Below are 25,647 nucleotides of genomic sequence, written 5' to 3'. Positions count from 1 at the left end.
TTAAAAAGGAGTTGTCCAACCAGGATTTTGAGTCAGTTTTCTGTTTCTTCTCAATTCGTCATGCGAGATGGGCCACAGGTACATTTTCTTCACGAATATGGTAGGGAAGGAGGGGATCACAACAGGCGTATGAAACAGGTCACGCTGCGCAACGGTCATATCCATATTGCAGCCCATCACGGGGGTGGCTTCTTCTACAGGCGCATCCTTCCAGCGCCGCAGGTCATAATACCGGTGGTTCTCACCCAGCAGCTCGATCTGCCTTTCCCGCTTAAGCGCTTTCCGGAAAGCCTCTTTCGAACCATAAACGCCACCATCAAAATCGGGTAGGCCTGCTCTTATACGCACCTGGCTCATAGCTTTGCTCATTTCCAGTACATCCCTCGAAACAGCGATTGTTTTAGCACCTGTATGATCGGCAATATTGAACGAGCCACTTAATTCATTCAGTGCCTCTGCGTAGATCAACAACACCTCTGCATACCGTATGGCAGGCTCATACTTGGGCACTACAAAAGAACCCAGCACTTTCCCATCATGCGAGTCGGTAGGGTTGATAAACTTTTTGACACCCAGCCCGGTCCTTACATGAAACTGAGGCGAGGCAGGCTGCTTTCCATCAGGCTCACCACGGTAATAGAAGATCTGTTTACTTCTCAAACCAGCATCGAGCGCACTCAGCCGGTACCAGATGCTGCCATTATAAGAAACCGATGCATAAAAGCGCGGCTCACGGTTGGCGTATTGTAAAGAAACACCACTCGGCAAAGGCAGGTAATCCCGGTCATTGGTCGTAAATCCAGGAGCTCGCGGCGTAGTAGGAATATCATTGCCATTGCTCATATAATAAGCATCACATTGCTTTTGCGTAATGCCATGCGCATTCCAGCCACCCATCGAGTAAGGCGTCTGGTGTTTGGCCAGCGCTTCAGGCCCCACGCCGCTCACCTCGGTCACCCGCGAAAAGATGAGTTCGGGATTACCGGAAGCAGTAAGCGCACCGTTGAACAATTGTCTATACGATTCAAACGGGTCGATATTCCGCCAGCCATTCGGAAAAGACGCATCTGAATACTTCGGATGATAAGGAGGCACGATCGTCTTGGGTTGAGCAGGCCCCTGATCATTAGCATTGAAGGGAGCCGTAAACAGCTGATAAGTCCCCAGGTCCATCACCTCTTTGGCAGCAGCAGCAGCCCTGGCCCATTTCTCCTCACTATACGTCTGCGATATCAGCGGTTTGCCTTCATGGTCTACCAGGTCGGCCATCTCCGTATTGCCATTGAACTCCGGACTGGCCGCATACAAATAAACTTTCGCCCGGGCAGACAGCGCCGCACCTTTCGTGGGCCGCACCTGTTCCCGGTTGGTACGGCCAGATGGAAGGTCCTTCGCTGCTATGGCCAATTCACGGGTAATAAAATTTACACAACTATCATAATGACTGCGGGGCATAGCCAGGTCTTCATAAGGCAGCGTATAATCGATGCCCTGGTCAGGCACCAGCGGCACTGGCCCATACTTGCGCAGCAACAACCAGTAATAATAGGCCCTCAAAAAACGAGCCTCTGCCTTGCGGCCCGCAATATCCTCCTGGCTCATTTCACGGTTGCGGTCAATATTGAAAATGAAAATGGAAGCCTTGCGAATGCCCTGGTAGCAGGAGCCCCAGGAACCTTGCGTCCAGCTTTCTGTATACTCCCCGTTCTTGTAATTTTTATAACTCCTGCCATCCAGCTCATCACCACGGTCACCAAAGAACATGTCGTCGGAGATGAGGTTGAAAGCTGCATAATCCTTACTGGCCACATCGAGATTTTCACCCCGTAAATGCGTGTAAGTATCCGCCAGCCATTGCTCCGCATAATCCTTTCTCACAAACAACGTATCTACATTCATCCGGTCCTTGAAGAAGTGATCCATATTCATAAACTTCTTGCAGGAAGTCAGCACGCTGCAAACAAGAACAATCGATAATAACCTGTATATAATAGATATCATGACGAGCTTTTTTGAGGTTGATTAAAATTTGAAAGTCATACCCGCCGTGAAAGTCTTGGGCAAAGGATAACGCGTACCATCACTGGTAGCCATTTCAGGGTCCCACACCTTCACCTTGTCCCACACCATCAGGTTGTTGCCAATCAGGTATATACGCAGGCTCCTGAGCCGTAGCCGCGTGCAAAGGTTGGCAGGCACAGTATAGCCCAGCTCTAATGTTTTAAAGCGCAGGTAGGCGCCATCCCGCAGCCAGAAAGTAGAAGGACGATAATTGTTGGCATTGCCACCATAACTTAAGCGTGGATATTTGGCCGTAGGATTTTCAGTACCCTTGTCACCACCGGATATGGCTTCCGATACCCACCGGCTGCCCGGCTCTACCACTTCAGTCAGGATATTGCCCCAGCCCCCTTCCACAAAAGGATAGACCGTTGGGCCATTCAGGAAGTAAGAGTTACGCCCGGCGCCCTGGAAAAGCACGTTCACGTCGAGCCCTTTCCAGCGGGCGGATAAACCCATACCATATTCAATAGAAGGTCGCCAGCCGGCGCCCACAGGCACGATGTCCTCATTGTTGATAAGGCCATCACCGTTTACATCCTTGTACTTGATGTCACCAGGCATATAGCTGCCAAACGTTTGCCGCGGACTATTCCTGATATCCTCATAATCTTTGAACAAGCCCAGTGCGATCAAGCCCCGCGTTTGTTCAGCACGATAGCCCTTTTGCATCAGGTAGCGGTAATTATTATTTTGTTCATCCCGCTCCAGTATCTGGTTCTTGTAATAAGTCATATTGCCCCGCAGCGTGAAGTCGATCCCCTTGATCTTTTTGTTGATCGAAAAGTTGCCATCGAAACCCCGGTTGTCCATTTCCCCTACGTTGGCCCAGGGCTGACTGCTGATACCCACCATACTGGGAAGCTGGCTTCTTTGAATATAGATGTTGCGGCGTTTCTCCTGGAAGATGTCAACCGTGAGCGAGAATAAATTGTTCGCAGTACTGATATCGATGCCTAAGTTCTGCTTCCGGGCTACTTCCCAGGTAAGCGCGTCCGAGGCCACCTGCGTATAATACAAGCCCGGATAACTATTAGGACTCACCGGCTCGCCAAAGTTGAAGCTGCCACCACTTTCGATGGTGCTCAGGTAAGCAAATCGCAGCCCACCAAAGTTATCATTGCCCACTTCACCAATAGAGTAACGGATCTTGAACAACTTCAGCCAGTCGAAATTATTCTGAATGAGTTTTTCTTCCGCTACGTTCCAGCCCACTGCAACAGCAGGGAAGAACCCAAACTGGTGCCCGGTCTTGAAGTTCTCCGATCCCGTATAACCAAAGTTGAACTCTACCAGATACTTGTTCATGTAGCCATACATGGCCCGGCCCGAAAGAGAAAGGTTGCGGCGCGGTAAACCATTTCTGATATCTGTACCCAGGTTCTGCGTTTGCCGTTGCTCACGCACAAAAGATTTCACCAAACCCTCTACATTGTGCTTCGAAGCAAATACCCGGTTATAGCCCAGTTCAAGATCCGTCTGGTAAACCCTTTCCCCCCATGAACCCGTTTCCTGCGTCATCAACGACTCAGTAGATATCCGGTGCATAATGAGCTTGCCGTTTCTGTCCCTGCGCCGCTCCACATTGTATTGCTCAGGCCATTTGATGCGGTTGATATCGTTGATGCTATTCGCGTCAAAGGCCAGTCTAGCTGTTAAGCGTAACCCGCGGGTCACCATGTCCAGCCGTTGATTCAGCGTTACGTTCGATTCTGTCTTATTCTCCCAGTGTTCGCGGTAGCCCGTTTGCGTGGCCAGCACCCAGGGATTGGTTCTGTTGCCGGTGCCATAGGCGGGTACCAGTCCATTGGAATACATAAAAGGGATCGATACCGGCGACTGCCCGATCAAAGAATACCAGATATTGAGATTGTTCAAGCCAGGGAAATTCTGCTTTTCAAGAAATCCGGAAACGCCGAGCGAAAGCGTAGTAGACTTGGAGATATCGAGATCATAATTCACCCGGTAATTCCACCTCGACAAATTAGCATTCGTTCTATAATCCTTTAATGCCTGATCGGCTTTATACATGCCCCCTTCATTCACATAACTGGCCGAAACAAAATAACGCGCAATAGAAGCCCCACCGGAAAGATTGATAGCAGCCCGGTAGATATTCGCCCCATCCTTCAGCATACGATCCTGCCAGTTTACATTAGGATATAAGTCTGGGTCCAATCCCTCTTTGATCAGCTCCAGCTCATTAGCCGTATACAAAGGCTCCTGGTTCCTGGTGATCTTTGCTTCATTGACGAGCTGTGCGTAAGTATAGCCATCTACAAACTTGGGCGTGCGGGTACGCGTTAAATAACCATACTCGATTTTGCCGTCGATGTTTACTTTGCCGGCCCGGCCCTTCTTGGTAGTGATGAGCACCACGCCATTGGCGCCCCTCGAACCATAGAGCGCAGTGGCCGAGGCATCTTTCAATACCGAGAACGATTGTATATCCTCGATGTTGATTTCATTGAACGGTCGCTCAAACCCATCTACCAGCACCAGCGCACTTTGATTGGCGCCAAAAGTAGAAATGCCACGGATCCAGAACTCAGATTGGTTATTCCCCGGCTCACCTGAGCCCTGCATGGCGATGATGCCCGGCACGTTGCCGCCCAGGCCATTGGTGATGTTGGCAGTGGGAATGCGTATTTCATTGATGTTGACAGCGGTGACTGCGCCCACCACCGACAGTTTTTTCTGTGGCCCGGCAGCCGTTACGATGACCTGCGTCAGCGCATTGGAATCGCCGCGAACAAGCGTCACATTCTGCAACCCCTTATTCCCGATCTTGATCTCCTGGACAATAAAACCAACATACGAGAAGATCAAAGTACTGTAAGGCTCTGTTTTGAGCTCATATTGTCCCTTTTGATCCGTCATAACGCCGCCGGTCACTTTATCCTTGATGGAAACACTGACGCCAACAAGCGGCATATTGGCTTCATCGATAACAGTACCGGTTACCTGTATCGTTTCCTGGGCAAAAGCAGTCGTTAAACTACCCGCCATAAGCAGTAGTAAGGTGATGTATCTTTTCATTGTAACAATATTCAGGGTTAACCCCGTGTAGGGTTAGAAGAAGATGCGTTGATTATTCAGTAGAGATGATCCTGATGCGTCGGTTTTTTTGATCGGCAACATAAAACGTTCCCGATTCCCGGTCATAGATAATACCCATGGGCCGGTCAAATTGAGCGTCCCGTAAGGCGCCGTCAGCGTATCCGTAACTCCGGGGACGGCCGGCAAAAGTGCTTACCACACCCTCGGGCGTTATTTTACGGATACAATGATTGAAAATATCGCACACATAAAAGTTATCGTTTTCATCGAAAGCCCCCTGGTGTGGCTGATCAAAGCGTGCATCTGTGCCCACGCCATCGAGGTGGCCAGCACTTCTTCTGCCTCCTACAAAATGTACCGGCGTCTCCAACTGCCTTGTTTCCCGGTTGAAGTTTGCTTTAAGGATGTAATGTTGATTCACCACCACGATATAGGCGAAGTTGCCGCTTGGCGCAAATTGAATATTGAATTCCCAGCTCACATCGCCAATACGAAATAGTTCCTGGGCCACCTTCGCTGTCCGGTCCCATTTGAAAATGGCGCCATTAGAATAAGAATTGTAGAAATAGTCGCCCGTTTGAGGTTGTGCAGCGCCACCGTTAGTCTGCAGGCTATAGATAAGCGAAGTCCACCGGGTAAAATTATCCGCTTTGGTAGCCACCGCCGTACTTAAGCCCGTCCATGATCCCTGATCATTGGTGATATAAAGCGTATCGTACGTAGTGTTGAAAGAAAGCGTGCGGGGCCGCCCCAGGCCGTTACCGGTCCTGAACTTGGTAGACACCTGCGTTTTGGCGGCATCGATAAAACGCATCCCCCGGTATTCTTCCAGTACATAGATATTTTTATTCTCATCGAAACACAACCAGTACGGCTCTTCAAATTGCGCCTTCTCGATAGGACCGTCTACAATGGCTGTGCGGCCATCCTTGTCGGTAAAACCGGCCAGCGTACTTACAGAAGGTAAGAAGATGTACTTGAAGGGGGTGGGGGCCACCACTTCTTTGGCGGGGTTGCCGATCACGATCTTTACCTCGCCCGTACCGGCTTTGGAAGGCACCAGCACATAAAGCGCCGTACCATTAAGGCCAATCACGCGCGCCGGGTGCCCATTGATATACACTTTGATAAGCGAAGTGTCACTTCCAAAGTTGGACCCGTAGATGATCATTTGCGTGTTGACCCCGCCACTATCAGGCGCGATGCGGGTCACGGTTACTGGCTTGGATGGATCGTAAGGAATGCGGTTGTCGATTGTGCCTTTGTCGGAACAGGCAGCGAAGAAAAGTAGCAGCAGGGCAGCCCATGGCAGGCCCCGTTTGAAGGCACAGGCAGTGTTTGGTTTCATGCTCAATCGTTATAGTAATCAAAATTACAAGACCCCTAAAAACACATGCTGCTGTGCTGATCAAAATAGGTCTAAAATGAGTCATTCTTCAAACGAGCTGACACCACTTACATACATGGATAGCTTATTTTTTGCTTAACAATAACATTTGTACCCATTTATATATTCCCATCCGGTTACTTTCGTAAAAGCAACCATTTCTTACTATATTGAATGCTATGTCCCGAAAGAAATATGTAAAAGGTTTTTTAATAGTGATCCTGGCAGTTATTATTTACGATAACCTTCCTTCACTGCCCATTCAATATTACCAAACCACCAACCGCCAGTACGGCAGCAGTTCTGATATTACCAATGGCGCACTCAGTCAGCTCAATAATAGGACCTATGTAATACAATTCGAAGACGGAGAGCAGTTGGTTTCGGGTACTGGGAGAGACAGTGTTATACTAAAGCAAAGCGGCAACTTTCATTTTGGACTCATGTCATTGCTGCCTTTCTACAAAACCATATCCCCCAAACTTGTCTTTGACTGTTATATAGCCAGGGGCAATAAGTACATTGGTAAAATTGAAATAGAGGAAAAGATAACCATGGCTGGTCTGTTCAACAGGAGCACTATGAAAAAGGTGATACAAAATAAGTATGTCAATGAGACGGTAAACGTGCTTAATTATAAGGCGATTAGTTATGAAGAAGCTTCCGGTATCAATCCGGTAATCAGCCAATATAAGCAAGCGGGTAACAAGTCAGTATCACTAAGTTCGGGTCTTGATCCTAAAAATCCCCGCATACAGGTTACGATCATGGATAGAGAGCTGTCTTTTTCCAGAAGACTCCCTATTCGTCAGCGGGACTTGGTTTACTCGGATACGATTTTCTTTAAACGTAATGATGCAGATTCCCTGTATCCGCTCTATGAAGTTTGTGAAGTCAGTAAGCCCAACAGACTTTTAACTTACAGGAGCTATAACGCCTCCAATAAGTTGATCTATTCAAAAAAGTTCAAACTGGAAAAAGTCGATGAAAACGGAAGTGGTTTTAATTTCACATCCTACTCCACCCATAATATAATAGAGGCACAATAAAAAAGCAAACCGAGCGGCTTGCTTTTTTTGTGAACCCGTTCGGACTATTATCGAACTCTTTCTGGAAAGAGTTTAAAATGCTGTTCGACCTGAAGATATTAATAGTCAGTGGTTTATAGCCGATATTAAGTGTTTTCGCATAAAAACGAACACCTGTCTGTGCAAGCAAAAGCGCGAATAAGCACGCCTAATCGCACTTTAGAAATGTCTTGTAAAAATTTGACAACAAAAACTGCCGGAGTAGACAAAGAAGTGCGCGGCTGGGAAAAGACGAGCGACCATGCGCCCGTCTGGATCGAGATTCGCTGAGTAATGATACTGGGGTAACAGGTCGTTGGCGCCGCACCCCAAATAAAAAAGGATGCCTCTTTTCATGAAACATCCTTTAGGAAGTACGAGACCATATTATTAATACATGGAATTCCTGCTGCGATCTTCTCTTTGCTTCGCCTCATTCACTTTAAGCGCTCTTCCATCAAGCGCAATGCCGTTTAAAGCAAGAATGGCTTTCTGTGCCTCCTGCTGATTCGGCATTTCAATGAAACCAAATCCACGGCTACGGTTGGTAAATTTATCAAGGATGATAGCAACAGAAGAGATAATACCATAAGGGGAGAATAGCTTTTTCAGGTCATCCACCTGCACGGTGAAGCCCAGATTAGAAACATAAATGTTCATTTTGATCAATTTAGAAGTAAAAATTAGCTGAGGAGAAAAGCAGGAGGTAATATTCGGATTACAAGATGCTGATAAACTCAAACTGTTATCTCATCGAAGATAGCCTTAATAGTTGATCCGGCCCATTGTATTTTACTTCAGTCAAGATGGGTTTATTCCTCTACCTTCACCAGCAACACAAGTACATCATCACCTATGGCAATAAGCGTAAACAGAACAGGCATCAGATTGAATCCGGACCTTTCCAGGGTCATTCCACGGTTTTTTAATATAGGAGAGGCCCGTTCACGGGCGTTGATCCAAAAGGTGCTGGAAATGCCCGAATCGGCAGCAGATCAATTACTGCAATGTGTTATGGAAGAGTTCTGTGCCCGGTACAGGGACATCGAGTTCATCTTTTATAAACACTTTCAATTAATTCAGTACTTATTACCTGAAGCTGAACTTCCACAACTTTCCCGGGAAAAGAAAATGTTAATGGGATCCTATTTTACAATGGAATACTCGCTGGAAGCGGCTGCCTTGTTCAATCCTTCAATCGTAGAAGATCCGGACCAATCAGGTACAGAACTGGGCGAAAAGAATGTGATTATCAGCTTCCGGGCTACGGGAGAGGGGCATATTTCGTCTGTCGTATTCAAACGTGGCAAATTGAGCAAAGAGGCATGGCTGCAAATAGAACCTTCAGCCAATTTTTCAGCGGAGGGAACCATTACACAAGTTATAAGAAACAAAAAGGATGTGTTCAAAGAACTACTATTGCAGACTGCTTTACCGGAACACATCCGCAACAGTATACTTTCTAAACTAAAGGATAGTTTTACCTACAAAGAGATCGAAATATTATTACGATCGGCGTTGCTGTTGATACCCTCTGCAACAGAAAGAAACAAGCTGCGATACGATATCCTCAGCATGGTAAATACAAGCTATGAGATCAACTTTCCTACACATTCACGATTAGCTGAACAGGTTATTTTTCCTGCGACCTTTACAGAGAAGAACGGTATGGAGGACGCAAGATTTGTAAAGTTTGTGGATGATGATGGTTCGTTCCTGTACCTGGCTACCTACACTGCCTATGATGGAACTTACATTTTGCCGCACCTGATAACAACAAAAGACTTCCTGCATTTCAAGATATCTCCTCTGCACGGGAAAATGGCAGTAAATAAGAACCTTGCTTTATTTCCCAGAAAGGTTAATGGACAGTATGTAATGCTATCCCGGATAGACGGCATCAGCAATTACATCATGTTCTCTGACGACCTTTATCTCTGGGAAACAGCCAGCTTATTACAACAACCTAAATACCCCTGGGAATTCGTGCAAATAGGCAATGGCGGCTCACCCATTGAAACCGAGGCAGGATGGCTGATTATTACACATGGCGTAGGACCTATGCGCAAGTATTGCCTGGGAGCCAGTCTGTTTAAACTTGACAATCCCACCCAGGAGATCGGCCGTTTAAAAGAGCCTTTGCTACTGCCTGCTGAGGATGAACGGAAGGGGTACGTGCCTAATGTGGTGTATACGTGTGGGGCCATGATCCACGAAGGACTATTATTCATCCCTTACGCTGTATCGGATTATGCTACTTCTTTTGCGACTGTGCCCTTGGATATGCTGTTGAATGCATTACTTCAACCACCGGCTGAGCTATAGCCCATTTGCATGAAGAGAGATCTTTTCATACAAGGCAATGTATCGCCTGGCCATAGTCTGGCTGCTGAAATTAGCCAGGGCATGTGCGCGGCAGGCCTCCCGGTCAATGTATTTTAGTTTATGCACAGCGGCTACAGCCTCATCTGTATCTTTCACCAAAAAGCCGTGTATACCATCTGCAATCAATTCTTTCATAGCCCCCCTTTCAAAAGCGATCACGGGCGTTCCACACATCATGGCTTCTGCCACACTTAAGCCGAAAGGCTCTTCAAAACTGATGGGGTGCAAAAGAGCGAGGGCGTTGCCGAGTAGTTTATTGCGGTCTTCAGGGCCTACATTTCCTTTATAAATGACATCTATGCCATTGATGAAAGGAGCTACTTTTTCCTGGTAATAAGCTTCATCCTGAATAAGACCGGCCATCACCAGTGGCCTATTTGCCTGGCGGGCTATATTGATCGCTTCGTGCGCTCCTTTGTGTGGATGTATCCTTCCAAAATACAACAAGTAATCACCATTTCCCTGCCCCGATTCAAATTGCTCTTCGTTTATTCCATTGTACACGGTATCGAGGTAATGGAGCTCCGGGCTACGGTCGCTATTGCTGATGGATACATAAGATGAGTTCCCATTATATTTTTTATATACGGGAATGATCTGTTGGGAGGAAAAACCATGAATGGTGGTGATGAAAGGAGTACGCACCATGCGTGACCAGGCAAGCGGTAAAAAATCGAAGTGATTGTGTATGACGGTAAAGTCCGCAGCCTGTTCCATGAGATGCGAAATATGCAGGCATTCGCAGACTTTGGCGTCAGACGGGTATTCACCCAGCGGCCAGGGACAAACGGATTCCAATTTAGCATTCGTGACAGAATCACCGGTAGCGAATAAAGTGACATCGATGCCATTTTTCACCAGCCCTTCTGTCAGCACTGAAGCCACCTGCTCCCACGGGCCATAGTTCCTGGGTGGCGTTCTCCAGGTAACAGGTGATAATATGGCTATTCTCATTCTTCCAGGGTTGAGGCTACCACCAGGTGAGATATCCAATAAGCGAGCGTGCTCTCTGCACCCTGGTTCAGATTGATGCCCGTGCTGTGCAGCCCATCCGCACATCCGCCGGTAGCCGGATCATACAAGGATAGTCCAAGGTCATTGGCACCCAGGAACCATTGGTAACTTTTATACATATATTCCCGGTATTGGTCTTCGCGGGTGATCCGGTAAGCCTGCTGGTAATACAAAACCATTGCCATAGCATCAATGCCCTGTTGATCAAACTGGGCAGGGGCACCACCATTGATCGACAACCAGCCCTGATTGCCTATCGGACGCAGGACACCGTTAACAAATACTTTTGACTCCAAAAAAGCCATAGCATCAAAAGCGATATCGAGGTACTCTTCCTGCTGGGTCACTTCGTATGCGTTTAACAAAGCCAGTGGCAGTATGGCATTATCGTAAGTAAGTACTGGCTCAAACCAGCTCCATCCTTCTTTTTTTGTCGACCGGTACATACTGATCATCTTATCTGACAGGAGGATCACTTTATCTCTTTTTAGATCATCTGGATAGTTGAATTTAATAAACTGGCATATACCAATAATGGAGTTGGCCATGCCGCGTATAGAAACGAGCCTTTCGGCATGCGGATAAGCTCTTGTGAAGATGTCTATCGCCGTTTTGGTAAGCAGCGGTACGCGGCACTCGTTTATCATAAAGCCGAGGGCCATTAACGTCCTTCCGTAGGAATCTTCAGAGCCTCTTTCTTCGTGGGTTGTTTTGGAATAGCTGATGAAGTTGCGAAAGTACCCATCGTCGGTTTGCATATAGTGTATGAAACTCAGATAAACGGACAGGTAACCGCTGGCCTCCTGTTTTTTCCTGTCTTTGCCTGCCCAGACGGCTAATAGCAAAGCGCGGGCATTGTCGTCTATGCAATAACCTTCTTTACGGTTTGGCATCGCAAATACAGCATGCTGGATCATACCGGTCAGATCGGTCAGGCTACTGATATGCTTAAAATTAAGGATAGGCAATTGCCGGTCTGTAAAAGCAACTGGCTTTTCGACGGGTCTTTTTATTGTTATTTCCATGTTTGTTTGCTTTAATCGTTGACGGGTGATACGATCACCCTTGTTTCCGGCGCCAGGATCTTTCCCAGGATCTGGCAAAAGAGGTTGAGGTGCATCAATGCTACTTTATTCCAGACAGTATCTCTTGTTTGCAGATAGGCATGATAGCCCATTTGCTTTCTGCGTTTGGGCTGCTGCAACAGCAAAATAGCCTGCTCTGCCAGTTCATGTTCATCATTTCCTTTCAGCATGATACCTGATTGCGCATTCAACATCTCCTCAGCGAGCACAAATGGATTGGAAATAATAGGGCATCCGGCACTCATAGCATACAGGAAGGTGCCGCTCATGGCCTGGTATGGGTCTTTCGAGGTAAACAAGTAGATATCTGTCAGGGCGAGATATTCCATCAGCTTTTCAGTTGGCACATATTCATTGATTAGCCGGACATTCTTCTGCAGGTTGTTATCGTCAATCAACTGTTGCAAATAAGAACGGTACTTCTCGCCCTCCTGGACCAGCAAATTAGGATGCGTATGTCCGACAATGATATACACGGACCCTGGAAAAGCTATGCTGATCTCTTTCATGGCCAGTATACCTTTTTCGATGCCCTTATTAGGACTTAATAAACCAAAGGTGGTCAATACCAATTTTCTTTTCAGGTTGTACCTGGCTTTCAGCTCCAATACATTGGTCCTGTTTTTCTCATGGGTACCATGTGATATGATGCATACCTTATCGTTATCGATCTGGTAATCTTCCTGTAGCAAACGGGCGGAATTCTTTGTCATGACGATTATTCTATCAGCCAGCAATGCTATGGTCTGCACGATTTTCAATCGTTTGCTATCGGGGGAGGGTAATACGGTATGGAACCTGATGACAAATGGTTTTTCCAGCAGTGCCAGGAATCCCAGCAGGTATTCACCCAGTTCACCACCATACAAACCAAATTCATGTTCGATACAAATAAGTTCTATAGAGGCATCCTTGTTAATAAGGCCGGCGGCTTCAATACAGGAATCGAGGTGATGGCCATCCATGATCATAGAGACTGGCGACTGGTATAGATGTGCATTTTTCTCTTTGTCCAATGCACAGACGCTGATCAAAAAAGCCCTTTTCATTTCAAGGGTGGCAGCAGCCAACAAATCCTGTGCAAAACTGGCTATTCCGCATTTGGCAGGGGGAAATGTACTGATCAATAATATCCGGGAGGGAGTAATAACGGTAGACATAAGATTACCTGTTTAATATGGTGACATGATCCATAATCCGCCACAACAGCAGTTATGAACAATACCTGATTTGCAAATAAGGGACCTAAAGCAATAGATTGATTGGCAGAAAGGACTATTATACGAAAAGAGAAGAAATAAAGCCTGACTCAAGTGAAGATAACCTAATTATACGGTTGCACCTAATTTAAAATTTCCGGCGGCAACTTTAGGGAGAAGTTGAGGATCGCTTGAGGACTTCATTCATTCGGAGATTTCATAAGATGTGCGGATCGTTGGCTATAAACAATCAATGCGAATGATACAAATAAACTCCTTTCAACCAGTTGAAAACTGACAATTCACTTTTCATATCGGAAGGCAGTTGCCAATGAATTAGCTTTTCAATTTTCTTACCTGTAAAAGTGGATGGGAGGCCGATTGATTGACAAAAACAGTTAATGATAAACAACACCTGGGCGCCGTTGTTTAAATCGAACAAACGGCGACTAGGAATGCCTTTGTACAGGTTGCCACATTCATTTGACCAATTATACTGATAATCCAGGTGTTCTCTTTGAAAATAAATATTCATGACTGTTATATGTGAAATATCGTCTAAAGCAATCTGATTGAAAAAAAGCCCGCACACAAGGTGCGAACTCTTCTTTTGTTACTATTTACGTTTGGAAAACTCGTTATCATTCCTGAAAGGACTACTTTGAAATGATTTTGCAGGTTTAGGTCTGGCTTCGGACACCTTGATTGATCTGCCATCAAGGCTCGACTGATCTAATTGATGTATAGCTTCAAGGGCGGCTGTACCATCCTCCATTTCTACGAATCCAAAACCTTTCGAGCGTCCTGTCTCTCTGTCATTAACAACTTTTGCAGAAGCAACGGCGCCAAATGGTGTAAATAAATTCTTCAACTCTTCATCCTGAATGTTGAAGGCAAGGTTTGAAACATAAATGTTCATTGTAATAATTTAAAAAAATGAAATCTGAGGAAGGCAAGAAGTAAGGTGATAAATGTGCAGAGGAATAGCAGATCGATGACTTTTACTGATGCGAGGCTCAAATGAATGAAACAAAGGTAACCTTAATAAACGGTACTATAATATTTATTTTCACCGTCAATAGACTATCTTCAAAAAAACAGCTATGATAGCAAAAGTGTTTTTATCATTAACGACATATCCAGTATTCCGCAGAATGATCTGGAAGCCCATCTATGAAGGCTTGGCGAAACATCTTAAAATAAGCGATTGGCACTTTATGAACTATGGCTATGCGCCGCAAACGTCTGAAGCGTATTTAACTTTGCTCCCGAAGGATGAGATCAACCGGTTTCCTATTCAGCTATATCATTTCCTTGCCAATAAAACGCAGATTCATGATAAGCGTATATTGGAAGTGGGAAGTGGTCGTGGTGGTGGGGCAAGCTTTATTTCCAGGTATATGAAACCGGTAGCGATGACCGGTGTGGACATTGCCCGTAATGCCATTAAGCTTTCGAGGCAAAACCACCGGGAAAAGAATTTGCATTTTATGCAGGCGAATGCAGAAAAGCTTCCGTTTGCGGAACAAAGCTTCGACGTAGTTATAAATGTGGAAAGTTCACATGCTTATGGCTCAGTACCACGTTTTCTTGCCGAAGTAAAAAGAGTGTTAAGCTCAGGCGGCACACTGCTGTTAACAGACATGCGCGATAGGAAAGGCATGTCTAAACTTAAAGAACATTTACAGTTAAGTGGATTAAAAATATTGTCAGAAGAAAACATCACCAACAATGTAATAAGTGCTATTGAACAGGAAGACAGTATCAAACAGGAACGAATCAGCAAGCACGTTGCCCGTTGGATGCAGCCGGCTTTCAGTCAATTTGCGGGCAGTAAGGGCTCCCGTATTCATCAAGACCTTCAGTCTAATGCGCTGATATATTATAGTTTTGTATTGCAGAAGACTTAGAAGCAGAATTACAGCCGTAAGTGGCCACCAAAACCAGCTACGCCCCATTCAGGTAAATAATAAATTAGTCAACTCCAAATAATAGGGTTATCTTGAACTATTGGCTTTCTATCGTGTAGTTTTACTTACTCCTCCCTACGCATGCACTTTACCTGGTCAATCCATCACCTCAGTAAATTGAACATTATGCGTATATTGATCAGCAACCTCAATAAACTTACTACTACCTCACAGGTAATAGCCTTACTGCTTCCTTTTGGTTTCGTTAATTCTGCTAAGGTAATAATGAATGCTGAAAACGGTTATTCGGAGGGATATGCCTTGGTGGACATGGAATACAACGCCGGAAAAATCGTAATACATGAACTCGATAGTATGCGATTCATGAATTGCTACATTTCTGTGGAAGAAACGTATGACCCGAAATGACTTAACGAACATAAATTATCTATCCCAAATACTTCGTTATATCAATCGATGATCAAGATATAAATAGCTTTCATTATCATCTGTCTCCGTCTTACCGCGATATTCTCGCACGACTTGGTGCAACCAGGAGTGCCAAAATTATCTGTGTTCGACAATTAGTTTTAGAATGATATTTCTCGAACACAAAAAAGCCTTCAAATTCAATCGAATCTGAAGGCTTCTTATTTTTCCGTGATCCGGATTGGATTCGAACCAATGACCTACTGCTTAGCTTACCAACTACAGGTTTCCCTGCGTCCTTGCCTGTTGCAAGGCTTTGTGGTCTGGACTATATCTTCACCATTTCAGGTGTGCCACGTGTAGTCTCTACGGAACCTTTTTGAATTCAGAAGCCAGGCGAATACCTTGCTGTTGATGATTCAAAGATGTTTTTTACCTTTAAACATGCAGACTTACAAGTCTAATTTAACCTTCAAAACACCCAGATCGCCTTTGCATTCATCACTAACAGGCGTATCTAAAGTTTCCTCGGGGTTGCCATCTGTCAAAGACAGGAAGGGTTCACCGATATAGTGGCATCCACTTATAAGGTTACTTTTCCCTTATAAGGCTCCTAGATTGAAGGCAGTTGCTCTATCCAACTGAGCTACCGGACCTTTTTCGAGCGGCAAATATAGAGATTAATTCCCATTGTCCTATTGATAATCAGAATGTTTATCCCACTTTTTTGACCAGGTTCAAAAACTGGTAACGCTGCAAACTAAAGCAAGCAGCAATTTCCAATCCCTTGTTTTCCAATTAAATACAGCTTGCCCGCCACCCGCCATCCTCCCATTCGCATTTATCTTTTCACAAACCTGCTCATCCTGTCGATTATCGTTTTATCTTTAGAATAGTAGAACTGCAATGATGTCCCGTTACTTGTCCGCAACCTTCTTTCTTTTTAATTGATCCGCCTCACACATGTTAGTGACTGATTAGAACAGCAATCCATCTATCTATTCACGTAAAAATTGATTGTATGAGAAAAATCAGAATGATCTGCATTGCAGTTGCCATCACCCTCAGTGTCGGTGGCGCTTTTGCCAAAAAAGCGGCTTCTTGTTTCGCATGTACCAACTTTCCACAGTACTGGTACGATGGCGCCAATTATTTGACCGCAAGCCAGTATGGCGTCATCTACTATTGCGAAGACGAACCAGGCGTTTGCACCTGGTACAAGCCCAATCCTTTCCAGCCCAACTATTACGCACCCTGTCGCGAAGGCAGATACGAGTGGGTAGAGTAGGAGCCAATTCATTCTCTTGGGTTCTGAACCATCTTGCTATTAGCCAGCACATCAACCGGAAAAGGGAAGGTATAACGCAGGTCATTCGGCTGCAAAACATAATACCTGCCCTTCACAAACCGCTTGATGATGTGGACAGGATTTTCTTTGTTCAAACGGCGAAGATCTGTCCAGCGCAGGCCACGGAATGCGAGCTCCTTCCTTCTTTCCTGGAACACCAGCGCCAAAGCACTATCCGGTGAGGCGGCACTCAGCGCGTGGAAGGTGCCTGGTTTATACCGGTGTTCCAGTAGCTTGTTCAGCGTGGCCATGGCCAGCGGGAGGTTATGATTACGCGCGGCGCATTCTGCACGGATCAGGTAAAGTTCATCCGTGGCAATACCTCCAAAGCAAAAGATGGAACCGGAGTAACTGCCATGTAGAGAGACCCTTTTACCATCGGCCCTGTAGAAAAGCGTTTTGCGCAGATCATTGGAATCGTAAGAATCGTAAAGGGAAGAATCGATCAGCAACTCGCTGTTGTTGATTCTTCCCTTTAACAATTTGCTGTCATCATGCAGGTAAGCCTGGTACACAACTTCAGGGTTCACCTTGCCAAAAGGAAATGGTTTGATGTTGATGACTTCCTGATAGTTGAGCAGGTGATCGTAATACCTTAAACAACTATCTGCATACTGTGCTGCAGAGGAGTAAGCCCGCATGCTTAAATAAGTCCTGGCCAGCAAGCCCCAGGCGGCCACCTTGGAGGGTTTGTTAGGCTTTGCCGGGTCTGGCAGCAGTGGCAACAACCCCACAGCTTGCCGCAGGTCGTTGATCACCTGGTCATAACAAGCCTGCATGGAAGAGCGATACTGATCCCCCTCTTTATCCAGCGTCAGCACAAGCGATATACCCATATCTGTAGCAGCCGTCGCGGCATCATAAGGCCTGGCATACAGTTGCAGCAGGTTATAAAAAGCATAACTGCGGTAAAATAAACAGGCCCCTTCGATATTATCTCTGAGGGCCTGTTGCGAAGGAACAAGCGGGATACGTTCTAAAGCATACAACACCTCGTTGCAGTGGTTGATCTGCTTGTAGGGAAAAATATAATCGGGAATGTTTTTCTCCTGTTGGTACAGATCGGGCTCCCATACATAATGCCGTAGGTCCATGGGCGACACATCAGACGACAAGGCACTGTCCCTGAAATAATAATTGTCAGCCGAAATCTCAGTAGCCGCCGGCTGCTTCCCCATATTATCGGTATTGTTCAATACCTCTTCACACTTTTCCAGGCTGTTGATCGTCGAGATAGTATTCGCCACGGGTTGCTGCAGTTGCTTCTCACAGCCCGTCAGCACTGCCGCCAAAAAAAGGATAAGTACAAAATGTTTCATGCTCGGGTATTAAAAATTTAACTGCATACTTACGCTGATCCCTTTACCAGGCCTGTAAGGCAAGTATATCGTTTCGGGATCTTCGTGATAAGGGTTTTTCGTCCAGATGGGTTTCAGGTTGTGTACCGTCAGGTAAAAGTTCAGCTGCGATTTCTTTAAAACCCGCAACTTGGTATGGTCAAACACAAGCCCCAGCCGCAAAAACTCCAGCCGGATATGATCGGCCGGCTGAATAAGCGCTTCACTGTGCTCGTAAAAAACATCCCGCGCTGCGTAGTTGGTGGTCACGATGGCAGGCACAGAAGTCGTAAGCTCATCGCCGGGATGTTGCCAGCGACGGTAATAATCACTGTGCAGGGCAAAACCTTTGATCACATCTCCCGACAACAAAGAAGACCGCTTATAAAAATACCCCAGCTTGTAACTCACCTGAAAGGCCACGTCTATAAAGTCGCGGATCAACATAGAGTGAGTAAATCCGCCGTAATACCGGGGCGTAGCAGGCCCCACATACTTGATGGAAGACGGGTCGCCATTATTGGTGATCTTTTCATAATCCTGGCTGGTATTGCCGTTGAGGTAGCCGATAGGATTGCCTTGATGATCAACACCCGCATACCGGAAAGCATAAAAAGCATTCACAGGATGCGCAAGCTGCGGCCGGTAATAAGCCACCATGGCATACTTATATACTTTGTCCAGCGGAAGCAGGGGCGAAGTGATCGTGTTGGTGGAGTAGCTGAGCCACGCAGAACTGTTCAGCGCCAGGGCAGGCCATCCATAACGCGTTCTCATATAAAAATCGAAACCATAACCTTTGAGAGAGCCACTGTTACTTTTGATCAATCCGCCCCCGACATTGGGATGCAGCTGCTGCCAGCTCCACAGGTTGTGACTTCTTTTCTGAAAGATGTCGAAGCCAAACTGAAAAGTACTGTCTTTCAGCGTCAGGTCTACACCAGCATTGATGATCTGTACCCGTTCCGGCTCCAGGTGCGTGTTGGCATATTGATCGATGTCGGCCACAGGATCATCGTATGCATTAAAGCCACCACTGAGAATGGTGCTCTGTAGCAACAACGATTTATTGTCATTGCCCGATTCTCCAATGGTGGCGCGGAAGGTGAGTGCAGGCAGCTTGTTGAAAAAAGGAACCACCTTATGAAGATGAATGGCGGTCCCGGCACTGTAAAAAGGCCAGCCTTTCAATAAAGGCTGAGGGCCGTACCGGTTTAATTGGTCCTTGCGTAAACTGCCGGAAAAAATGAACTTGTCCTTTACGGAGTAAATAGCATTCAGGTAAATACCGGTGTAATAATCGAAGGAGTCGACGTTGATATTGGGCACGGCAGTTTCAGGTTGCGTAGTGCCATAACCATACGTGCGGCTATTCGCCAGGTGAGTGGTAGTCGATTGTGTTTCTATACCTGCAATAGCAAAAAACTTATTATGATCCCCCTTGATGCTGAAGTTCGCTTGTGCCCGGAGATCATTGAATCGCATAGACGATACAAGCGTATCCACCATGGCACCGCGTGCTATCTTGAACCACAACACATGATTCGTGACGGCCGAATGTTGACGAAGCTCGTTACGCGTCAGCAAGCTCTGCTCATGGTGAACGGTAGTTTCCAGGTAATCCTGCCGGCCATGATTATAAATAAAGTCCAGCGATAGCCACGACTTCACTTGCCAGTTGAAGCCTGGATTGATGGTGAAGTACGATTGCCTGTATTGATTGTTGGTCAGGCGCAATTCCTGCACAGGAAATTCACCCACACTCAGCTTTTTGCCATCCGCCATCGTGTCCGACAAACTGGTCTGGCCACCCCCTTCAATCGGCAGCGGGTTACCTTCCCTGTCTGCCAGCGCAAGAAAAGAAATAGGCTTGGATAAGCGATAAGGCACCTTATGACCGCTGATGCGCGCAAAATAAACATGCAGGTAAGCAGCGACACGGTTGATAACGTTGGAGTGCAAAGACAGCTGACTGGTAGTGCGGTGTCGAAGCTCCCCTTGCAGCGGAGAGCTCGACTGATCATTACCAATGGATGCAGAAAACGCCCACCGGCTAAACGATTGCGCCAGCTGCAAATGAGTTTGCCGGCTGATGCTGGGCTGATAAAAATAATTGCCAAGGTCCCGCCTGATGTCTTGTGCTTTGGCATACGCCAGGACAGAGTCGAGCCCAGCCTCCGATAAAACCCCACTGCGGCGATCCGCCAGCGCAGCGATCAGGTATACCAGCGGCTCTTTCTTGTTGATCCTTTCATCATAAGCGCCTTTGTTAAACAATTGCTGGGTCAGGTCTACATGATCCGCGGCGCGCACACCCACAGCAGGAAAGTCAGTAGGACGCTGTATATAAGAGTAATGATTGGTAAAACGGCCTTGTAGCTCACCGCTGCGCGATCTTTTGGAAGTCATGATTACCACCCCATTGGCTGCCCGGCTTCCATACAAAGCCATGGTAGCCGCATCATTCGCAAAAGTAACAGTAGCGATATCGTTGGGGTTGATGGCATCCAGGTTCCTCACGGGCATATTGTCCAGCACATACAGCAAACCCATATTCCCATCGATGGTACTAAGGCCCCGTGTAGTACCTGTCAGCGGCAGCCCGCCGGGTATACCGGGCACGTACGGTTGATAGGAGGGAGTGCTCACACGTAGCCTGTCAACGATCTGCAGCCCCACACTTTTATCATATTGCGCAGCATCGGCCACCTGGTTGGCGCCGGTAACATGGTCCGCTTCGATATCCTGGTACCCGTTGGAGCGTTTTACGGAGAGGCTGGATAGAGCAGCGATCCGCGCAGGGAAACGAACAACCTGTGCAGTGCTGCCACCAAAAGGATGGATGACTTCTTCTGTATTGATCGAAGGTAAGAACCGGATACTGTCGCCTGCTTGCAGGCCCGGCAACAGCAGGATGCCTTTGTCCCGCAGCAGGAAGCGTTGTTCCACGCCACCATTGATGCGCAGTTTTACCTCCTGCAAAGGTTCTCCCTCCTTATCCAGCAAAAAGAGCAAGGTGTAATGCCTATCCAGCACCGAATCACCCAGCGAGGAAATGGTAAAGCGGATCACCGACTCGAGTATACTGTAGGTCACTAACGCGTTATTACAATAAGTGTCCAATACATCGGTAAGCGATGCTTGCCTGGTACTCGTTGCCGGTATAGGCATGATCAGGTCCCACGCCTTTTCTTTACAGGCAACGTGGAAGCCACTTTTAGCGGCCAGTGGCCTGATGAAAAGCTCGGGCTTCACAAGCGCACGAGGTGGTTGAATAAATTGAGCCTGGACAATACTAATAGGTAAAATCAGGAGCATGGCTGCTATTTTGCTTTTCATTTAACTAACCATTTTTTGTGATGAACAAAAAGAGAAGCTGCGCATAAGCCGTGCTTACTGCGCAGCCTGTTTTTCATGGATGAGATGTTCATCAACACTAATGTCGAGCCGGTTCTGGTATAGTGTTGGGGGATGGTTTAATGGTTAATAATGGCTAAGGTTAATGGCTGCCCAAGGCTAATTCGTTACAATAATTTCTTTGCCGGATACGCGATACTGTAGCGATGTAATCGAACGAAGATGATTGAGTGTAAGGGATAAAGACTGTGTTCGGCTAAAAGTGCCACTGAGCCGGTCATTTTTGATAGCAGGGTCAATGACCACTTTCATATCGTACCAGTGGCCGATATCTTCCATCACCGATCGCAGGTCCTTGGCAAGGTTGAAACTCGATTGTTGCCAGGCATTTTTATCGGCATTGGGAGAGTCGCAGGCAACAATACTTTCGCGCTGCCCGTCGGCTATGAACTGGTGAAGGGGTTTGATGTGAATGTTCTTGTTGATATGCACTTTACCACTGGCAAGTTGCACCACGGTTTGTGTTTCTGCCGGATAAGAGCGCACGAGAAACCGCGTGCCGGTGGCAGTTACATCATACTTGTTCAAATGCACTATAAACGGCGTATGCCGGTGTGGGTCGACCTCGATATACGCTTCCCCTTCGATATGCACCTGTCGGGTATCACCGGTAAAGGCCGAAGGAAATTTGATCGTGGAAGAAGCATTTAAATAAACCGATGAGTTGTCCGGCAGGTACAGGATACAGGTGCTCCCCACCGGTAAGATCAGTTTGTTCTGTTGGCTGCCGGAGGCGTCGCCCGTACCGATTTGCTTCACATAAATAGCCAAACCTTGCTTCCTGATCTGCAGGTGCTCCGTTTGCTTGATGATACCGTCTTGTTTATCTCGTAAGAGATACTCCGATCCATCATACAGCAACAGTTTGGCGCCGTTGGGTGGCGGGACGATTTTTTCTTCGGCAGCAGTAAGATAAACAGCGGGCGTAGCCGGTTCTTCCCCGGAAACAACCCGCGGCTCCGGGGTGCGATCGTAAACAAAATAAAGGATCACACCCACCAGTAGGGCTGCTGCGGCAGCAGGATAAATCCAGCGCTTCCTGGCGCGAAGCCGCGCTTGCCGTTGTAAGCGGGCCGCCCGCCGCTCCACATCCCGCCAGCCGGCTTCCATAGCTTCGGTGGCAGCATGCATTTCCTGAAGGCGCGCCAGGCTCCAGGCAGGATCGCTGATCTGCTGAAACTCGGCTTCCCGCGCAGGAGAAAGTGAACGTTGCCGGTCGAGTTCCGCTTGCTCGTCGGCAGTGAGGGTGCCCTGCCAGTATTTCACCAGCAAGTCGGCCCATGGAATTGTGTTTTTTTGCATCTGAAAAGGTTTAATAAATGGTCAATGGTATTATTGCTAACAAATAATAAGCGTTCGTAAAAGCATACCCTAAAGAGGCCAGCGCCAGCAACACCGCAATAGATAAGATACCTCCATCCTTCAGCATGTTCAGCAAAGTCTTCTTGGCTCTGGAAACATAATTCCTGGCAGTAGCTTTTTTTATATCCAGTGCTGCGCAGATCTCCTCGTATGACTTACCCTGCATCCATTTCAACACGAGAACGTCTTTGTCGGGATTGGGTAGCTGTGCTATAAATTCGTTCACTTTGGCGAGTATTTGTATGATCAGTAAATGCGCCTCGTCTTCTTCCGGGCGCTGTTCCATATAATCGATCAGGTCTGGCCTTGTATCTTCCAGGTACCGGCGGTAGCCGGCCTCCTGGCGCATTCGCTGCTTGATCTTGTCATAACATTTATTCCTCGTAGCTACGAATAAGGTGGCTTTGGCCTGTTCATAACTCTCGAAAATTCTTTGTTGCACCACCAAATAAGCAAACACCTCTTGCACCACTTCATACCCCTCTTCCTTATCCCTAAGTAGATTAGAGGCATAAGCGAGCAGGGTAGCGCCAAAGTGGATATATAACCAGGTCTGTTGCTCATGACTATCCATCCTGTCAGGTACGAAATCCGGTAACTGGTCTTTTAGCATATGATTAGCAGTTAGTGAAAGGCTCCATATATAATACGACGGAATTGAAAAACATCACTTTTTGCCCTGTTTCCCGTTTCAACGTGTAGGTATTACACACGCAGCGGATCGTTGGTGACAGTATAAAACGGGGTAGAAAGCATGGCCAACCACCGATAAGCAGCAAAGCCATTTTCGCAAAAGGGAAACTTTTTATGTTGCAACAGCGAGTACCAGTGTACCTCAAAGGCCTTTTCAACTAACCCGCCAAAGCCCTTTCAACCTATCAACTTGTTAACTTATCAACTTCTCTTTACCTTAGTAGCTAAATCGGTATAGTTTGCCGGTTCACCCATTATCAATCGTAACACAACACTTGCATTATGAAACGTAGGATATTCCTTCAGCAAACAGGCCTGGCAGGCGCCAGCCTGCTCATGGGGCCTTTGTCATCATTGGCTGCTTCGGGCGCCGAAGCTTCAGCGAAGGCGGCCACGAGCATCGACGAATTCCCCGTAGTCCGCATCCCGGCCGACAAACGCCATTTCTCCAGCGCGGCCGTAGAAAAAGCCATAGCAGAGTTCAAAGCCAAAGTCAGGAACCCCGAGCTGGCCTGGCTGTTTGAAAATTGCTTCCCCAATACCTTAGATACCACCGTATACCATACCACCAAAGAAGGCCGCCCCGACACCTATGTCATTACCGGCGACATCGACGCCATGTGGCTCCGGGACAGCTCGGCCCAGGTATGGCCCTACCTGCAGTTCATGAAGCAGGACCAGCCCTTGCAGCAATTGGTAGCGGGTGTCATCAACCACCAGACCGCCTGCGTCCTGAAAGATCCCTTTGCCAATGCTTTTTATAATGACCCGGAGAAAAGAGGAGAGTGGACAAAAGACCATACCGACATGAAACCCGGCGTGCATGAGCGCAAATGGGAAATAGACTCCCTCTGTTATCCCATCCGCCTCGCTTATCATTATTGGAAACTCACCGGTGATACCGCGCCGTTCGATAGCCAGTGGCAGCAGGCCATCAAAGCCATCTATGACACCTTCCGCGACCAGCAGCGTAAGACGGGCAACGGCAAATACAAGTTTCAGCGTACCACGCCCTTTGCCACCGATACCCTGCCTATGAACGGATACGGGTATCCGGTAAAACCAGTAGGATTGATCTGCTCAGCATTCCGCCCAAGCGATGACGCCACAGTTTACTCGTATTTGATCCCTTCCAACTTCTTTGCAGTCGTAAGCCTGCGCCAGGCAGCGGAGATGTTGACGGCCATCGCAAAGGATACCAAAACTGCGGGCGAGTTAAAGGCATTGGCGACAGAGGTTGAGAAAGCCTTGCAACAACATGCCATTGTAGAGCACAAGGCGTTTGGAAAAGTATATGCCTACGAAGTAAACGGTTTCGGTAGTTATAATTTGATGGACGATGCCAATGTGCCCAGCTTATTATCCATGCCCTACCTTGGTTCAGTAAAGGGAACGGACCCGATATACCAAAATACGCGCAAGCTGGTATTGAGTGCAGAGAATCCTTTCTTCTTCAAAGGTTCAGCTGGCGAAGGCATTGGTGGTCCCCACGTCGGACAGGATATGATCTGGCCCATGGCCATCACCATGCGTGGCCTAACCAGTAGCAGCGATGCAGAGATCAAAGCGTGCATCAGCCTATTACAAAAAACGCACGGCGATACCGGCTTCATGCACGAAGCCTTCCACAAAAACGATCCCAAAAATTTCACCCGCAAGTGGTTCGCCTGGGCCAACACCCTCTTCGGCGAATTCCTCTGGAAAACCTACAAAGAAAAACCAACACTGTTAAGCTAATCAAGTAAGCCAGCTAATAAAAAGCTATTGCCAAATACAAATAGCAGTAAGTAAAAAATAATCAAGGACCCTGCATAGTAGAAATTACAAAAAGCAGGGTCTTTGCCATTAATAATCCACCCCAAAGCAAAAAATCCAAAAAGATAGTAAGCAAAG

Annotated in this window: 18 protein-coding genes; 6 read left to right on the top strand and 12 right to left on the bottom strand. The window is 47.0% G+C overall.

Annotation, left to right across the window (positions count from 1 at the left end):
- The 3 genes from AC5JBY_RS21410 to AC5JBY_RS21400 are packed head-to-tail and all read right to left on the bottom strand — an operon-like array spanning position 1 to position 6,469.
- A complete protein-coding gene (locus AC5JBY_RS21410) occupies positions 1–2,001 on the bottom strand; it encodes a RagB/SusD family nutrient uptake outer membrane protein (protein ID WP_495906695.1) in 2,001 nt (666 codons plus the stop codon).
- A gap of 21 nt (positions 2,002–2,022) precedes the next feature.
- The gene (locus AC5JBY_RS21405) at positions 2,023–5,100 is read right to left on the bottom strand and encodes a SusC/RagA family TonB-linked outer membrane protein (RefSeq protein ID WP_495906694.1); all 3,078 of its coding nucleotides are present in this window, start codon (positions 5,098–5,100) and stop codon (positions 2,023–2,025) included.
- A gap of 52 nt (positions 5,101–5,152) precedes the next feature.
- A complete protein-coding gene (locus tag AC5JBY_RS21400) occupies positions 5,153–6,469 on the bottom strand; it encodes an IPT/TIG domain-containing protein (RefSeq protein ID WP_495906693.1) in 1,317 nt (438 codons plus the stop codon).
- 218 nt (positions 6,470–6,687) lie between these two features.
- Here AC5JBY_RS21400 and AC5JBY_RS21395 point away from each other — a divergent pair, with 218 nt between their 5' ends.
- Positions 6,688–7,557 (top strand): hypothetical protein, encoded by an 870-nt coding sequence (locus tag AC5JBY_RS21395; RefSeq protein ID WP_495906692.1) that lies wholly within the window; start codon positions 6,688–6,690, stop codon positions 7,555–7,557.
- A gap of 408 nt (positions 7,558–7,965) precedes the next feature.
- Here the strand turns inward: AC5JBY_RS21395 and rbp (AC5JBY_RS21390) are convergent, their stop codons facing one another.
- Positions 7,966–8,235, bottom strand: a complete 270-nt coding sequence (gene rbp / locus AC5JBY_RS21390) for an RNA-binding regulator (RefSeq protein ID WP_495906691.1) — start codon at positions 8,233–8,235, stop codon at positions 7,966–7,968.
- Positions 8,236–8,430: 195 nt separating this feature from the next.
- Between rbp (AC5JBY_RS21390) and AC5JBY_RS21385 the strand changes: the two genes are divergently transcribed.
- The gene (locus AC5JBY_RS21385) at positions 8,431–9,900 is read left to right on the top strand and encodes a glycoside hydrolase family 130 protein (protein ID WP_495906690.1); all 1,470 of its coding nucleotides are present in this window, start codon (positions 8,431–8,433) and stop codon (positions 9,898–9,900) included.
- Here AC5JBY_RS21385 and AC5JBY_RS21380 read toward each other — a convergent pair.
- The 4 genes from AC5JBY_RS21380 to rbp (AC5JBY_RS21365) form a co-directional block, all read right to left on the bottom strand.
- Positions 9,895–10,914 carry a glycosyltransferase family 4 protein gene (locus AC5JBY_RS21380; RefSeq protein WP_495906689.1) on the bottom strand — a complete coding sequence of 340 codons (1,020 nt, stop codon included), beginning with the start codon at positions 10,912–10,914 and terminating at the stop codon, positions 9,895–9,897. The two genes, AC5JBY_RS21385 and AC5JBY_RS21380, sit on opposite strands and share 6 nt — an antisense overlap.
- On the bottom strand, positions 10,911–11,999 hold the full coding sequence (locus AC5JBY_RS21375) for a glycosyltransferase (RefSeq protein WP_495906688.1): 1,089 nt from the start codon (positions 11,997–11,999) through the stop codon (positions 10,911–10,913). The genes AC5JBY_RS21380 and AC5JBY_RS21375 overlap by 4 nt, the downstream gene beginning before the upstream one ends.
- 11 nt (positions 12,000–12,010) lie before the next feature.
- On the bottom strand, positions 12,011–13,219 hold the full coding sequence (locus AC5JBY_RS21370) for a glycosyltransferase (RefSeq protein ID WP_495906687.1): 1,209 nt from the start codon (positions 13,217–13,219) through the stop codon (positions 12,011–12,013).
- Positions 13,220–13,874: 655 nt separating this feature from the next.
- Entirely contained in the window at positions 13,875–14,177 is a 303-nt protein-coding gene (gene rbp, locus AC5JBY_RS21365) for an RNA-binding regulator (protein ID WP_495906686.1), read from the bottom strand.
- Positions 14,178–14,361: 184 nt separating this feature from the next.
- Here rbp (AC5JBY_RS21365) and AC5JBY_RS21360 point away from each other — a divergent pair, with 184 nt between their 5' ends.
- From AC5JBY_RS21360 to AC5JBY_RS21350, 3 genes are all read left to right on the top strand, one after another.
- On the top strand, positions 14,362–15,168 hold the full coding sequence (locus AC5JBY_RS21360) for a class I SAM-dependent methyltransferase (RefSeq protein WP_495906685.1): 807 nt from the start codon (positions 14,362–14,364) through the stop codon (positions 15,166–15,168).
- A gap of 186 nt (positions 15,169–15,354) precedes the next feature.
- On the top strand, positions 15,355–15,597 hold the full coding sequence (locus AC5JBY_RS21355; protein WP_495906684.1) for an RNA recognition motif domain-containing protein: 243 nt from the start codon (positions 15,355–15,357) through the stop codon (positions 15,595–15,597).
- Between the two features lie 1,021 nt (positions 15,598–16,618).
- Positions 16,619–16,885: a hypothetical protein gene (locus tag AC5JBY_RS21350; protein ID WP_495906683.1), complete on the top strand. Its 267-nt coding sequence runs from the start codon at positions 16,619–16,621 to the stop codon at positions 16,883–16,885.
- Between the two features lie 8 nt (positions 16,886–16,893).
- Here AC5JBY_RS21350 and AC5JBY_RS21345 read toward each other — a convergent pair whose 3' ends face one another.
- From AC5JBY_RS21345 to AC5JBY_RS21330, 4 genes are all read right to left on the bottom strand, one after another.
- On the bottom strand, positions 16,894–18,264 hold the full coding sequence (locus tag AC5JBY_RS21345; RefSeq protein ID WP_495906682.1) for a RagB/SusD family nutrient uptake outer membrane protein: 1,371 nt from the start codon (positions 18,262–18,264) through the stop codon (positions 16,894–16,896).
- Positions 18,265–18,273: 9 nt separating this feature from the next.
- A complete protein-coding gene (locus AC5JBY_RS21340; RefSeq protein WP_495906681.1) occupies positions 18,274–21,600 on the bottom strand; it encodes a SusC/RagA family TonB-linked outer membrane protein in 3,327 nt (1,108 codons plus the stop codon).
- Positions 21,601–21,798: 198 nt separating this feature from the next.
- Complete coding sequence (locus AC5JBY_RS21335; RefSeq protein WP_495906680.1) at positions 21,799–23,001, bottom strand: FecR family protein; 1,203 nt, start codon at positions 22,999–23,001, stop codon at positions 21,799–21,801.
- Positions 23,002–23,011: 10 nt separating this feature from the next.
- Positions 23,012–23,674: an RNA polymerase sigma factor gene (locus tag AC5JBY_RS21330; RefSeq protein ID WP_495906679.1), complete on the bottom strand. Its 663-nt coding sequence runs from the start codon at positions 23,672–23,674 to the stop codon at positions 23,012–23,014.
- A 362-nt stretch (positions 23,675–24,036) separates the two neighbouring features.
- Between AC5JBY_RS21330 and AC5JBY_RS21325 the strand changes: the two genes are divergently transcribed.
- Positions 24,037–25,491, top strand: coding sequence for a glycoside hydrolase family 125 protein (locus AC5JBY_RS21325; protein WP_495906678.1), 1,455 nt, complete (start codon positions 24,037–24,039; stop codon positions 25,489–25,491).
- The last annotated feature ends 156 nt before the right edge of the window (positions 25,492–25,647 follow it).

The organism is Paraflavitalea sp. (assembly GCF_059502485.1).
Note: the sequence above shows the minus strand (reverse complement) of the source record. Positions and strands in the feature narration are given on the sequence as shown.

Coding starts and splice junctions, on each gene's coding strand:
- AC5JBY_RS21345 (WP_495906682.1), bottom strand. CDS start 18,264: ATGAAACATTTTGTACTTATCCTTTTTTTGGCGGCAGTGCTGACGGGC.
- AC5JBY_RS21330 (WP_495906679.1), bottom strand. CDS start 23,674: ATGCTAAAAGACCAGTTACCGGATTTCGTACCTGACAGGATGGATAGT.
- AC5JBY_RS21325 (WP_495906678.1), top strand. CDS start 24,037: ATGAAACGTAGGATATTCCTTCAGCAAACAGGCCTGGCAGGCGCCAGC.
- rbp (WP_495906691.1), bottom strand. CDS start 8,235: ATGAACATTTATGTTTCTAATCTGGGCTTCACCGTGCAGGTGGATGAC.
- AC5JBY_RS21405 (WP_495906694.1), bottom strand. CDS start 5,100: ATGAAAAGATACATCACCTTACTACTGCTTATGGCGGGTAGTTTAACG.
- AC5JBY_RS21335 (WP_495906680.1), bottom strand. CDS start 23,001: ATGCAAAAAAACACAATTCCATGGGCCGACTTGCTGGTGAAATACTGG.
- AC5JBY_RS21360 (WP_495906685.1), top strand. CDS start 14,362: ATGATAGCAAAAGTGTTTTTATCATTAACGACATATCCAGTATTCCGC.
- AC5JBY_RS21380 (WP_495906689.1), bottom strand. CDS start 10,914: ATGAGAATAGCCATATTATCACCTGTTACCTGGAGAACGCCACCCAGG.
- AC5JBY_RS21385 (WP_495906690.1), top strand. CDS start 8,431: ATGGCAATAAGCGTAAACAGAACAGGCATCAGATTGAATCCGGACCTT.
- AC5JBY_RS21355 (WP_495906684.1), top strand. CDS start 15,355: ATGCGTATATTGATCAGCAACCTCAATAAACTTACTACTACCTCACAG.
- AC5JBY_RS21350 (WP_495906683.1), top strand. CDS start 16,619: ATGAGAAAAATCAGAATGATCTGCATTGCAGTTGCCATCACCCTCAGT.
- rbp (WP_495906686.1), bottom strand. CDS start 14,177: ATGAACATTTATGTTTCAAACCTTGCCTTCAACATTCAGGATGAAGAG.
- AC5JBY_RS21400 (WP_495906693.1), bottom strand. CDS start 6,469: ATGAAACCAAACACTGCCTGTGCCTTCAAACGGGGCCTGCCATGGGCT.
- AC5JBY_RS21395 (WP_495906692.1), top strand. CDS start 6,688: ATGTCCCGAAAGAAATATGTAAAAGGTTTTTTAATAGTGATCCTGGCA.
- AC5JBY_RS21375 (WP_495906688.1), bottom strand. CDS start 11,999: ATGGAAATAACAATAAAAAGACCCGTCGAAAAGCCAGTTGCTTTTACA.
- AC5JBY_RS21370 (WP_495906687.1), bottom strand. CDS start 13,219: ATGTCTACCGTTATTACTCCCTCCCGGATATTATTGATCAGTACATTT.
- AC5JBY_RS21340 (WP_495906681.1), bottom strand. CDS start 21,600: ATGCTCCTGATTTTACCTATTAGTATTGTCCAGGCTCAATTTATTCAA.
- AC5JBY_RS21410 (WP_495906695.1), bottom strand. CDS start 2,001: ATGATATCTATTATATACAGGTTATTATCGATTGTTCTTGTTTGCAGC.